This is a genomic window from Fischerella thermalis PCC 7521 (genome assembly GCF_000317225.1).
GTDB classification, from domain to species: domain Bacteria; phylum Cyanobacteriota; class Cyanobacteriia; order Cyanobacteriales; family Nostocaceae; genus Fischerella; species Fischerella thermalis.
Map to the genome: position 1 here is coordinate 36388 of NZ_AJLL01000077.1, position 12615 is coordinate 49002.

Consider the following 12615-nt stretch of genomic DNA (forward strand, 5'->3'; position numbering starts at 1 on the left):
CATTGCAACATCAAAAATCTGGAAATCAAAATATTTCACCCCGGCAACTAGCTTTTATTGCCTTGCGAGAAGTCCACAAGGGAGCTTATGCTGATGTGGCACTAGACCGAGTGTTAGCAAAAGCAGACATAGCAGATAGTGAAGTTGGTGCAAAGATGGTTAGCGATCGCCGTTTAGTCACAGAATTAGTCTACGGCTGCACCAGAAGACAGCGCACTCTCGATGCTATTGTCGATCAACTTGCCAAAAAGAAATCCCATCAGCAACCCAAAGACCTCCGCACAATCCTACATTTAGGCTTATATCAGTTGCTGTATCAAGAACGAATTCCTCCTAGTGCGGCTGTGAATACCACTGTGCAATTAGCTAAGGAAAATGGTTTTGCAGGACTGGCTGGTTTTGTGAATGGTTTATTGCGGCAGTTTCTTCGCGTCATGGAAGAGGAGGTGGGGAGAACCGGAGGTGGGGTGACTGGAAATACAGATGAAATATTCTCTGCGTCACCAAGTCTTTCTTTCCTTACATCTTTCTTGCAGCTACCAGAAAACCCAGTGGAACGTTTGGGTATTCTACACAGTTTTCCTGACTGGATAATTCAAGTTTGGATAGACCAATTTGGGGTGATGGAGACAGAAAAACTGTGTATCTGGATGAACCAAACCCCAGCAATTGATTTGCGGGTGAATCCCCTTCGCGCTGATTTAGAAACAGTAGAAGCAGCATTGCAGGCGGCTGGTATTTCTTGTCAACGTCTTTCCCACCTCCCACAAGCTTTACGGTTGTTGAGTCACCCTGGTCAAATTCAAAATCTGCCTGGCTTTAATCAAGGTTGGTGGAGTATCCAAGATAGTAGCGCCCAACTGGTCGGTCATTTCCTTGATCCCCAAATAAAAGAAGTAGTGATTGATAGTTGTGCTGCACCCGGTGGTAAAACCACTCATATTGCCGAGTTAATGCAGGATATGGGGAAAATTTGGGCGTGCGATCGCACTGCTTCCCGGATGCGGAAACTTCAAGAAAATATGCAACGGCTTCATCTCAAATCTATAGAAATTTGCATTGGTGACAGCCGCAATTTATCTCAATTTCGTAACTCTGCTGACCGTGTTTTACTTGATGCTCCTTGTTCTGGTTTGGGGACTCTACATCGTCATGCTGATGCGCGCTGGCGACAAACACCAGACTCAGTCAAAGAACTTTCCGTCCTGCAAAAAGAATTGTTATCACATACAAGCACTTTTGTCAAGGAAGGAGGGGTACTAGTTTATGCTACCTGTACATTGCATCCAGCGGAAAATGAAACCGTCATAGAATCATTTCTCACAGAAAACCCTGATTGGAAAATAGAGACTCCTTCTGGAAATGTATCTTTTCATAGGTATTCCACATCACAAGGCTGGCTGAAAATTGTACCTCATCAATATGACATGGATGGCTTTTTTATAGTCCGTTTAAGAAAAACCAATGATTCAGGGTGAATACTGTTAGCAGTTGTAAGATTTCAAGGAGGGCAGAGTCAACTATAGGAGGCTGTGATGTCAGTGAACTCCAGTAACGTCAAAAACTTAGTTAAAATTCTGATTGGAGCAGCTTGGATAGATGGCAGAATCCAAGCTGAAGAAAGGCAATATCTGCATCAAATAGCTCAAGAGAAGGGGGTAGCCAGCGATCCAGATATTAAGCCCTTATTGTACGAATTAGTTCCCGTGAAGCCAATCGAATGCTACGACTGGGTAAAGGAATATTTAGGTGAACACCCGAGTATGGAAGATTGCCAAAATCTGATTCAAGCCATCAGTGGTTTAATTTATAGTGATGATGAAGTGGCAATAGAAGAAGCAAAACTGCTGATGAAATTACAACAATTACCCACCCAAGAGCAATCAACCCAAGCCGGATTAAATGCCCTTCTCAAACAAATTCAAAAGCTTTACCGTCGTTGGGTTGAAATTCAAAATTAATCATTTTCAAAAGTCCATTGTCAAGTGTCTATAGTCAAGATTTTTCACTATTGACCATTGACCATTGACCATTGACCAAATGACTATTTCGGTTTACCTAAACCAGGTGTTTCGTCTTTGTCAACTTTGGGGACAAAGTCAGGGCGTTCTTTATCTTCCCAGCCTACGGGGCGCTTGGAATTATACCAAGCAATTGAACCAATTGTGACAGCAGCAATAAAGCCAATTACATAGACCGCAGTAAAAGCCAAAGGGAAATGAGGTTCATTAGCTGCTTGTGCTGCTGCTTGCATTAATAAATTCATGAGTATAATCTCCTAGAATAAGTAACACTACTTAAAAACTTATAAAAAGAGCATACCACCCACATCCCCCACAAGTCAGAGGGGAGGGGAGGAAATTGGTACAGTAGTCAGTGGTTGTTTAATACTTACTCCTCACACTCCCCATCACCCCATCACCCCATTTCACTGTGAGGAACTTGGCTTGAGTCTTTCTCGCCAAGAAGATGTGGGTGTGGAACTAGAAGAAGTGTTAGTAGATGGCGTATACCTAATTCGAGGGATTACAGGGGTAGAGGAATTTGAATATTGTCTACGTCGCCGTGATTGAGATGGCGAAGCACTATCAGAAGCTGATTCGTGACTACGATAGCGACGCTGATAGCTTCTTTGGGAACTGGAGTCGTCAACTGCTTGCTGTTGTTGATAGCGGCGTCTGCGTTGTCTTGGGGTTTGTTCTTGCTGTTGTTCTTGTTGTTGATAATTAGTTCTTCTGTATCTTCTTCTGCGGGACGATCGCCCTTGGTTATTATTGGAATCTACCTGTTGAGTTTGCCCATCAGAATTCTCTTTGTTAGAAGGAGCAGGAGGATTAACAATTTTTTTAGGTTTGACGCGTTGTGCTTTAATGGTACCTTTGCGACCTTCTAATTTCGGTCGTTCAGGAAATTTTTCGACTGGTATTCCTTCTGTTGCTTTTTCCATGAATTCCCGCCAGGTATAAGCAGCTGTACTGCTACTACCCGCAGTTGGTTTGTTGTCGTCGTTACCTAACCATACGCCTGTTACTAACTGGGGTATGAAGCCAATAAACCACAAATCTCGAGCTTCATCGGTAGTACCAGTTTTACCTGCAACAGGTCTATCATTTAATTGAGCAGCAGCGCCTGTACCTGCACTGACCACATTACGTAACATCCAGGTCATAATTGCGGCACTTTCTGCATCTAAAGCGCGCTTTGGCTGAAAATTATCTCTCCAAATTACCTGCCCTTGGCGATTAAGAATACGGGTGATGCCGTGGGGTTCTACGTGTAATCCCTGAGTAGCAAAGGAACCATAAGCACTTGTTAGTTCCAGTAAATTTACTTCGTTTGAGCCAAGAGCTAGAGAATACATCGGCTTGAGTTCCGATTTAATTCCCATATCATGAGCAAGCTTAATTGTTGGCTCAAATCCTATATCCATCAATACTTTCACCGCAATAATATTTATTGACTTGGTGAGAGCATCTCTCATATTCATCCAGCCGTAGAAATTCTCACTGAAGTTTTTCGGCTCGTAATCATCTACAATTAGGGGTGCATCTTCATAACCATCATAGGGATTTTTGCCAGTAGCGATCGCTGTTGCATACACAAATCCTTTAAAAGTCGATCCTGGCTGCCGTTGTGCCTGAGTAACACGATTAAATTGGTTTTTGCTAAAATCTTTTCCCCCAACCATTGCTTTGATTTCACCAGTACGGGGATCGATCGCCACCAAAGCTCCTTCCTTAAAGTTTTCCCAGCGACCTTGATTACGTAAAGTTTTATCTACCGCTTCTTCTGCCATCTTCTGCCAAGACAAGTTTAGGGAGGTTTCCACCGTTAAACCGCCTGCATTCAAAACCTCTGGGGAAACATATTTAGGCAATTCTTTCTGGATATAACTAATAAAGTAGGGAGCTTCAACTTGCCAGCGTTTGGGTTGACTTGGCTTCACGACTAATTTTTCGCTAACTGCTATATCTTTCTCAATTTTGGTGATATACCCGTCTTCATACATCCTTTGCAAAACCAGATTCCGCCGCTGTTGGGCAGATGCTAAATTTACTTGGGGTGAAAAACGGTTTGGGGCTGGAGGTAAAGCAGCTATCGTTGCCATTTCCCCCAAAGTGAGTTCATGTACTGGTTTACTGAAATACACCCATGCTGCATCTGCAATTCCGTAGGCTCCAGAACCTAAATACACTAGATTGAGATAACGCTCTAAAATCTGCTCTTTAGACAATTGGTCTTCGATTTTCTGTGCTAGACGAGCTTCTTTGAGCTTACGCCAAATTGTCCGCTCTTGTTTGAGAAAGAGAATTCGTGCTAGCTGTTGGGTGATGGTGCTACCACCTTCGACGACGTTTTGCGATCGCAAATTATTTAAAACTGCTCTCACAATTCCTTGGGCATCAACACCATCGTGTTTGTAAAATCTTCTATCTTCTGAGGCAATAAAAGCTTTTTTGAATTTATCTGGTATTTCCTCTAGTTTCAACTGTTCTCTGGTTGCTTCTCCCTGCTGTTGCAAAATCGTCCCATCGGCAGCTTTGATGGTTAATGTTTGCTCTCTGACAACAGCAGTAAGTTCAGTTTTATTTGGTAATGTCTGGTCTATTGACCAAACTCCATAACAAACAGCAGCGACACCGCCGCTGACGCCCAAGCCAGCCCAAAACCAATAACGACGGTATAGCGGTTTGTGACTACCAGGGAACTTGGCAACTACCTGAGTGAATATCTGCTTGGCTTGCTCCAGTTTTGTTGGTGGTCGGTTGTCATCATGGTTTTGTTCACTTGTGGATTCCTCTTGTGCTTGGGTATCACCTACTGCCGACCCCGATTTTGCTGTTTGAGAATCACTCAATTTTGTAGTTCTTTCTTTAAACCAGGAGGTAAACTTCCCCACGTCAGTTCCTCACTTTCAGTAGTTCCAACCTAACCACCACGAAATTTTCAGATTGGTACACAACGTTTGTGTTTGTACAGTATCCTAATAAATTATTCACTTAATTCACTATATAACAAATAAGATTTCTTAAGACTAAGATTAAAGATATTTGCGAGATTTATACTTGCTGTTCAGTAATATTTGGAGTCGGAAAATAGTTGAAAATTTTTGCCAACAGCAAACTACAGCCACAGACAACAAACGATGCCAGCCAAGATGAGTGGAAGCCTGTTGCAGTAGCTTTAGGTAGTAACATTGGAGATTCTTATACAATTTTAGAGACGGCTATCAAAAATTTGGCTCAAATACCAGGTATTATCTTAGAAGCGAGATCCAATTGGTACAAAACTAAAGCTATAGGCCCACCACAACCAGATTATTTGAATGGTTGTGTGATCATGCAAGTCAATATGACACCAGATTTATTATTGGCAAGCTTGCTAGAAATAGAAAACAAGTTTGGACGTATCCGGAAAGAGCGTTGGGCCCCTCGAACATTAGATTTAGATTTGTTGTTATATGATGACTTAATTTTGCATACATCAAACTTGCAAATTCCCCATCCGAGAATGCGGGAACGTGCTTTTGTCTTAGTACCGTTAGCAGAAATAGCTCCAAATTGGGTAGAGCCAGTCACCAGACGCTCAATTCAAGAACTAGCGAAAGATGTAGACTGTTCTGAAGTGCATTTGTTAACGAATATATGATTTTACACCCTTAACCCATCAACCTTTTTCTTGCGACTTTAATTAAACTAAAAAACTTAACTATGCCATTAGGTAGAGAATTACCCCAACTACTAAAACAACGTCTGTTCTACAGAGGACGTAAGTTTGATTTTGAGGTCAACCGCTTGCGTTTGCCTAACAAATCAGAAGGAGAGTGGGAGTGCATTCGTCACCCTGGAGGTGCTTTAGCTGTACCTATAACGCCAGAGGGAAAACTGGTTCTCGTACGTCAGTATCGTTTTGCAGTTGGGGGAAGATTGTTAGAGTTTCCAGCAGGAACTGTGGAAGCGAACGAAGATCCCTTGGATACAGTGAAGCGCGAAATAGAAGAAGAAACTGGTTATCGCGCTCATAAGTGGCAAACCTTGGGAGAATTTTTTATTGCTCCTGGATATTCTGATGAAGTTATTTATGCTTTTTTGGCTCAAGATTTAGAAAAGCTTGAAACACCACCAGCACAAGAAGAAGACGAGGATATAGAAACAGTTCTACTGACTCCACAAGAGTTGGAGAAAGCGATTCTACAAGGTGAACCTATAGATGCTAAATCGATTTCTAGCTTTTTTCTAGCTCGTAATTTCCTTTTGGGTGACAAAAAAGATAAGTAGTGATGCAAAATGTTAGATGCGATCGCTATATAGTAATCCGATTTGTTGATACTCCCCAAATTGAGCAAGTTTCGCTACGCTCACCCCTGGCATCACCAAGTTATTCAGAGTGGAAATTCAACCTAGATTTAGTTGCAGCAATCATTAAACCTTGTGCTATATTGTATTTATTGTTGTAAACAACCCAGAGTTAATTAACTCTGCCTTTTTGAGACTACGACCGCTTAGGCAACAAGGAGGTGATGCCCATGACAGATAGTAGTAAATGCATGGGTCGTCAGGTTGCAGTAAGCCGGCTGTGTGCCGGGGCTGTTCTCTAAAAGTCAGCTTTAGTCTTATTGAGAGACTAAGTTACCTCAAGCAGCTAAGCTGATTGGGAGTTCCTTCCGGCAGTTAGGTTGTAACCTGAAGACCCAACTAGACCGCTCTTACCTAGATCACCTGATCTAAAGTAAGAGCGGATAGTTTTTTATACAGATATTTTATAAGGGGACACGTTAGGAAAGGGGAACAGTTTGGACACGGGGATACAATGAATCAAGGTAAAATACTCTCCCCTTGCGTATCTTTATCTTTATAAATGCGTCACTACGTCTAAATTGTATGCGTGCCTGGTGTTTATCTGCCTGCTGCTAGCTGCTTTTTTAATGGTCAAACCATCACCATAATTGGCATAGCTACTGCTTGGTTTAAGTTTAAAAAATTATAAAAAACCATAATTGTGTATCAAATCATGGGAACCCTACGCAATTAACTGCGTCTTAGCATAGGGTAAATAAAGCTCTATATTTTAACGGAAAAGCCAAAATATCGTACTTTGAGCACAGGTCACAAAAAAGTCAAAAATTCCTTTAGGTAAAATCTACTATTTTTCATCTTGCTAGTTCATTATAAATAAAATAGGAGTCCGGATCATCACTTTATATTCTCGCTGCAATCACAGTTATTAGGTAATAGCCCAATTACTAATTACCCATTAGCGATACGGACGGATAGTATTTAAGTATTTAAGCGGACATGTTTGAGTCTTTCTGGTTAGATAAAAGTGTAAAATTTAGAGTAGTGATTCCCGTGATCAACCTCCTCAGACACAAAATATTACTAACTCATCAAATTAGGAGTTGATGATATGGCGCAGTTACTTACAGAAGCAGAAATTCAGGATTTAGCAAATAACCTCTCAGGCTGGACTGTAGAGGGTTCAAAATTGTGCTGTCAGCGTAATTTTAAAGATTTTTTACAGGCAATGGAGTTTGTAAATAAACTTGTTGAACCCGCCGAGTCAGCAGGACATCATCCAGATATAGAGATTTCTTATAACAAAGTTAGAATTACACTGACAACCCATGATGCAGGTGGTTTAACGCAGAAAGATTTTGAGTTAGCCAAGGAAATTTCTCAGATAAGTTAAGTAATATCTCTTAGTAGGTGAAATCAGAAATTACAACATACTTGTCTAAGTTTTAACAAGTAAATTGTGAATATGGTTTCTTAAGAGGGATCACCCTCATGATTTAGATCACTAAACTATGCTTGAAATTTCAAGATTAACCAAGGGAAATGTGACAGTTGTATATGCGAACTCTCACGTGTTGCCATCTGACTCAGATGTTTTACAATGACAAGCTATAAGGATATGTTTTTGCGTAAGTTAATCACATAAAACTTAACTTTCTAGAATTTAATTTACTGCTTAGCTTGGCAAAAACAAAAATTGTCTTTAAATAGGGCAATATGCCTCATCCACAGGTTTCACCAAGAAGTCGCGATTCGGCAATAGTTGCAGCAAACCATAATGTATAGAACGAGGTGTGAGGAGAACAGGAACGATGTCTAATATCTTGTGGAAATCATTGGTGGTCAGTCCAGCAGTTCTAGGAGCCACACTGTTGGTTTCAGCAACTGCGATCGCAGCTCCTAATAGCGCCACCCCTGAAGTCATCAAAGCAGATTTATCAACAAACCAACAACAAAGTAATTCCACACAAACAGGATTTACAGCTTCTGTTGGTACAACAGAAACACCACAACAGTCAGATATCCTGGCTCAGGTACAACAACAAACACAGGTACAACAGCTAGCTCAACTACAGCAGCAAACAGAAGTTAACGTCCTAGATCAAGTTAACCAATATGGCAGCGAAGGGAAAACCACTAATTCCCAAGCGCAAGTGACATCGGTTTCTCAGTTCTCCGACGTACAACCAACTGATTGGGCATTCCAAGCACTTCAGTCCTTAGTTGAGCGCTATGGCTGTATAGCAGGTTATCCTAACGGTACTTATCGTGGTAATCGTCCTTTGACCCGTTATGAATTTGCCGCAGGTTTAAATGCTTGTTTGGATCGGGTCAATGAATTAATTGCCACAGCGACAGCTGAGTTAGTCACCAAAGAAGATTTGGCGACCTTGCAGCGGTTACAAGAAGAATTTTCCGCAGAACTAGCAACCTTACGTGGTCGTGTAGATGCATTAGAAGCACGGACAGCGGAGTTGGAAGCTAACCAGTTCTCAACTACAACCAAACTAGTTGGTGAGGCGATCTTTGCTCTCACTGATACTTTTGGTAATGATGATAATGCTGACAACAACACTGTTTTCCAAAACAGGGTTCGTCTAGATTTGCAAACCAGCTTCACAGGTAGAGATGTTTTACACACCCGTCTTGCAACTGGGAATGCCCAGAGATTAGACATTGGTGCTAACGGTAGTGCTGAAGGTCTGCAAACTTTTAACCTCACTGGTGACCCCAATAACAGCAACGACGTCTTTATAGACTGGTTGTCATACTACTTCCCGTTGGGTGATCATGCCAGAGTTTATGTTGCTGCTACTGGTGGTATTTGGAGCGACGTTGCTGCTACCGTTAACCCTTACTTTGAAGATTACGACGGTGGTAATGGTGCGTTGTCTACCTTTGCTTCCGAAAACCCCATCTTCCGTATTGGTGGTGGTGCTGGTGCAGCAGTTAACTTCGGTTTTGGCGAAAGACGCAGTTTCCTTCTACCAACTTCAGTCACAGTCGGTTACTTAGGATCTCAGCCGAATAATCCTGGTGTAGGTTCAGGTATATTCAACGGTAACTATGCTGCTCTCGGACAGCTGAACTTTAATTTAAGCGATCGCTTAGCAATAGCAGCAACTTACGTTCATGGCTATCATGGTGCAGGTAGTTCTCTATTCGATGCGGGTTCTGTAAATAACTCTGTAGTCGGTACTGCTCAAGCTAATAACTTGAGTGTTACAGACGGATCTTCTAGTAATTCCTACGGCATATCAGCTGCTTTTAGACCCAGTGATAGATTGTCTGTAAGTGGCTTCGTTTCTTACCATGATGTCACTGGCTTTGGATCTAACGATGACTTTGAAGCTTGGAGCTATGGTGTAGGAGTTGCTTTGCCTAACTTCGGAAAAGAAGGCAACGTACTGGGTATTTTCGCTGGTGCTGAACCCTATTCTCTCAACAGAGTTGCAGGCGTTAGAGATGGTGATGTACCGTACCACATTGAAGGCTTCTACAAATACCAAGTCAGCGATAATATTTCCATCACTCCTGGCGTCATCTGGTTAACCGCTCCTGGTCAAAGTAGCGATAACGACGATGCCATCATCGGTACACTCAGAACAACCTTTAGCTTCTAATTTAGTGAGTTGTTGGTAGTTGGTTGTTGATTGGTAGTTTTTTCCAATGCTGAAGAAACAACCAACAACAACAAAAATATTTTCCCCGCCTCAGGGCGGGGTTTTTTGTGTTTTTAATCGTAAAAATAACAAACCCCAGTGGAGAACCGGAGTATACTAAAAAAGTAAAAGGATCATTTCTTTCCCATTCTCGACCGTGGAACTATCGTGTAAATCAGAATACGCAATTTTAGCCATGTTAGAATTGGCAGTCCACTACCAAAGTGGAGAACCGCTGCAAATTCGTCAAATTGCAGCACAACAGAATATACCTGATCGCTATCTAGAACAACTGTTAGCAATCTTGAGGCGTGGGGGTCTAATCAAGAGCCAACGAGGATCAAAAGGTGGTTATTTGTTGGCACGAGAACCTTGGAAAATCACGCTTTTTGAAGTTTTGGGATGTGTGGAAGGCTTAGATAGGGTGCATACGTCTGAAGAAGATCAGCCTAAAACTGTAGATGGTGCTGTTGTAGAAGAAATTTGGCAAGAAGCACGTCAAGCAGCAAACTCAGTTTTGCAAAAATACACACTTGCCGACCTTTGTGAAAAACGAGATTCCCGACGGCAGTTAGATATTATGTACTACATTTAATGATTTTAATGATTTGTTGATTGTTGATTGTTGATTGTTGGTTGTTGTTTGTTGGTTGTTCCGATCAACTATCAACCACTAACCACCAACACAGTAGAATTGACCAAGGACAAAATAATGCGAATTGCTCGTAACATTACAGAACTGATTGGGCGTACACCCTTAGTACAGCTCAACCGTATTCCCCAAGCAGAAGGCTGTGTAGCCGAGATTGTCGTGAAGTTGGAAAGTATGAATCCAGCAGCATCAGTCAAAGATCGTATTGGGATCAGCATGATTAATGCTGCCGAAGAGGAGGGATTGATTACTCCTGGCAAAACAGTATTAGTAGAACCCACTTCTGGCAATACAGGGATAGCCTTAGCAATGGTAGCAGCAGCTAAAGGTTATCGGTTGATTTTAACAATGCCAGAGACAATGAGTGCTGAACGACGGGCGATGTTGCGGGCTTACGGTGCAGAACTCGAACTCACCCCAGGAATTGAAGGTATGAGTGGCGCGATTCGGCAAGCACAAGAGATTGTTGACAAACTACCCAATGCTTATATGTTGCAGCAATTTCGTAATCCTGCTAACCCGCAAATTCACCGGGAAACAACAGCAGAAGAAATCTGGGAAGATACTGAAGGTAAAGTAGATATACTTGTAGCAGGCGTTGGGACTGGTGGCACAATTACGGGTGTTGCGGAAGTAATCAAAGCACGCAAACCAAGTATGAAGGCGATCGCAGTCGAACCAGCCAACAGTCCAGTTTTATCGGGAGGAAAACCCGGCCCACACAAAATTCAGGGAATTGGGGCAGGGTTTATTCCTCAGGTACTGAAAGTCCAATTAATTGACGAAATCATCACTGTTAGCGATGATGAAGCGATCGCCTATGGTCGGCGTTTGGCAAGAGAGGAAGGATTACTTTCTGGCATTTCCAGTGGAGCTGCTTTGTGTGCAGCAATTCGTGTTGCCCAGCGTCCGGAGAATGAGGGACGCTTAATTGTGATGGTTCAGCCCAGTTTCGGGGAAAGGTATCTCAGTACACCTTTGTTTCAAGACTTAATAGAAGCCAGAGTAGGCAACATTTAAATGAGAACTTGTCCAAACTGTTAAAATTTTGAAGGCAGGTAAACTCAAGTTTTCACCTACCTTTCATCCCCGCGCTCTCTAGTGACGGGGCTTTCAGGATGTTCTCTACAATGGTAAGTAATAACCACTACGAAACTCTTAAAGTAAATCCAGACGCCAGCCAAGCAGAGATTAAGCAAGCCTATCGCCGTTTGGTCAAACAATATCATCCTGATAGTAATCAAAAAACGGCGGATAGTGAGCAAATTATCCGTATCAATGCAGCCTATGAAGTTTTAGGTGATGCTGAGAATCGCAAAAGTTATGACCGACGAATTTATCACAAACTAAAGCAAAAATCCAGCAGCAGACAACAGCGCAGCACTGCTGCTGGGCAGCAATACCAAACAAAAAGACAAACAGGACGAGACATTGATGAACAGATTGAAGAATGGCTACGTCAAGTTTATCAACCAGTTAGTCGCTTAGCATATGTGATTCTTTATTCTTTGAAAACACAAATTGAAAAACTAGCAGCAGATCCCTTTGATAATGATCTTTTAGAAGATTTTCAGAAATACTTAAAAAATTGCCGAGAAGACCTGAAACAGGCACAAACCTCTTTTAGTTCCTTACCCAATCCCCCTAGTTTAGCAAGAGTGGCGGCTCATCTTTATTACTGCCTCAATCAAATTAGTGATGGACTAGATGAATTGGAATATTTTCCCTTGAACTACGACGAAAGTTATTTGCACACAGGTCAAGAAATGTTTCGTATTGCCAAGGGATTGTACCGCGAGGCGCAAGAGTCGGTAGCAGTTTATAAGGGGTAGGTTGAAAATCCCGTATATTCATGTGTTGCATTCAGCAAACTTCTTGCAAAAAAAACAAACACAGATAAACACCGACAAACACCGATAAAATCTGTGTTCATCTGTATGCATCTGTGTTCGCAATTCAGAAATATCCTAATTTTTACAAGAAATTTAGTCTACTTTTAGTAGAC

The 12615-nt window shown here is 41.9% G+C and carries 12 protein-coding genes; 10 read left to right on the forward strand and 2 right to left on the reverse strand.

The window, feature by feature from the left end; translation table 11 throughout:
- The first annotated feature begins 2 nt into the window (after window positions 1–2).
- Both UYK_RS0116250 and UYK_RS0116255 read left to right on the forward strand, forming a co-directional pair.
- Window positions 3–1478, forward strand: coding sequence for a 16S rRNA (cytosine(967)-C(5))-methyltransferase (locus tag UYK_RS0116250; protein ID WP_016871772.1), 1476 nt, complete (start codon window positions 3–5; stop codon window positions 1476–1478).
- A gap of 57 nt (window positions 1479–1535) precedes the next feature.
- Window positions 1536–1961, forward strand: coding sequence for a tellurite resistance TerB family protein (locus tag UYK_RS0116255; protein WP_009455010.1), 426 nt, complete (start codon window positions 1536–1538; stop codon window positions 1959–1961).
- Between the two features lie 83 nt (window positions 1962–2044).
- On the opposite strand, the gene psb35 is transcribed toward UYK_RS0116255, so the two are convergent.
- Together psb35 and UYK_RS0116265 are read right to left on the reverse strand one after the other, a co-directional pair.
- On the reverse strand, window positions 2045–2266 hold the full coding sequence (gene psb35, locus UYK_RS0116260) for a photosystem II assembly protein Psb35 (RefSeq protein WP_009455011.1): 222 nt from the start codon (window positions 2264–2266) through the stop codon (window positions 2045–2047).
- A 162-nt stretch (window positions 2267–2428) separates the two neighbouring features.
- Window positions 2429–4900: a transglycosylase domain-containing protein gene (locus UYK_RS0116265; protein WP_009455012.1), complete on the reverse strand. Its 2472-nt coding sequence runs from the start codon at window positions 4898–4900 to the stop codon at window positions 2429–2431.
- A 200-nt stretch (window positions 4901–5100) separates the two neighbouring features.
- On the opposite strand from UYK_RS0116265, the gene folK reads away from it, so the two are divergent.
- The 8 genes from folK to UYK_RS0116305 all read left to right on the forward strand — a co-directional run bounded on the left by folK (window position 5101) and on the right by UYK_RS0116305 (window position 12442).
- Window positions 5101–5649, forward strand: coding sequence for a 2-amino-4-hydroxy-6-hydroxymethyldihydropteridine diphosphokinase (gene folK, locus UYK_RS0116270; RefSeq protein ID WP_009455013.1), 549 nt, complete (start codon window positions 5101–5103; stop codon window positions 5647–5649).
- Between the two features lie 62 nt (window positions 5650–5711).
- Complete coding sequence (locus UYK_RS0116275; protein WP_009455015.1) at window positions 5712–6278, forward strand: NUDIX hydrolase; 567 nt, start codon at window positions 5712–5714, stop codon at window positions 6276–6278.
- Between the two features lie 2 nt (window positions 6279–6280).
- On the forward strand, window positions 6281–6457 hold the full coding sequence (locus tag UYK_RS26825; protein WP_009455017.1) for a hypothetical protein: 177 nt from the start codon (window positions 6281–6283) through the stop codon (window positions 6455–6457).
- A 950-nt stretch (window positions 6458–7407) separates the two neighbouring features.
- Window positions 7408–7689 (forward strand): 4a-hydroxytetrahydrobiopterin dehydratase, encoded by a 282-nt coding sequence (locus UYK_RS0116285; protein ID WP_009455019.1) that lies wholly within the window; start codon window positions 7408–7410, stop codon window positions 7687–7689.
- Window positions 7690–8107: 418 nt separating this feature from the next.
- Window positions 8108–9919, forward strand: a complete 1812-nt coding sequence (locus UYK_RS0116290) for an iron uptake porin (RefSeq protein WP_016871773.1) — start codon at window positions 8108–8110, stop codon at window positions 9917–9919.
- 196 nt (window positions 9920–10115) lie between these two features.
- Window positions 10116–10553 carry an RrF2 family transcriptional regulator gene (locus UYK_RS0116295; protein ID WP_009455021.1) on the forward strand — a complete coding sequence of 146 codons (438 nt, stop codon included), beginning with the start codon at window positions 10116–10118 and terminating at the stop codon, window positions 10551–10553.
- A 117-nt stretch (window positions 10554–10670) separates the two neighbouring features.
- Window positions 10671–11630, forward strand: a complete 960-nt coding sequence (gene cysK, locus UYK_RS0116300) for a cysteine synthase A (RefSeq protein WP_009455022.1) — start codon at window positions 10671–10673, stop codon at window positions 11628–11630.
- Between the two features lie 110 nt (window positions 11631–11740).
- Complete coding sequence (locus tag UYK_RS0116305) at window positions 11741–12442, forward strand: J domain-containing protein (RefSeq protein WP_009455023.1); 702 nt, start codon at window positions 11741–11743, stop codon at window positions 12440–12442.
- The last annotated feature ends 173 nt before the right edge of the window (window positions 12443–12615 follow it).

Coding starts and splice junctions, on each gene's coding strand:
- UYK_RS0116255 (WP_009455010.1), top strand. CDS start 1,536: ATGTCAGTGAACTCCAGTAACGTCAAAAACTTAGTTAAAATTCTGATT.
- psb35 (WP_009455011.1), bottom strand. CDS start 2,266: ATGAATTTATTAATGCAAGCAGCAGCACAAGCAGCTAATGAACCTCAT.
- UYK_RS0116275 (WP_009455015.1), top strand. CDS start 5,712: ATGCCATTAGGTAGAGAATTACCCCAACTACTAAAACAACGTCTGTTC.
- UYK_RS26825 (WP_009455017.1), top strand. CDS start 6,281: ATGCAAAATGTTAGATGCGATCGCTATATAGTAATCCGATTTGTTGAT.
- UYK_RS0116285 (WP_009455019.1), top strand. CDS start 7,408: ATGGCGCAGTTACTTACAGAAGCAGAAATTCAGGATTTAGCAAATAAC.
- UYK_RS0116290 (WP_016871773.1), top strand. CDS start 8,108: ATGTCTAATATCTTGTGGAAATCATTGGTGGTCAGTCCAGCAGTTCTA.
- cysK (WP_009455022.1), top strand. CDS start 10,671: ATGCGAATTGCTCGTAACATTACAGAACTGATTGGGCGTACACCCTTA.
- UYK_RS0116305 (WP_009455023.1), top strand. CDS start 11,741: ATGGTAAGTAATAACCACTACGAAACTCTTAAAGTAAATCCAGACGCC.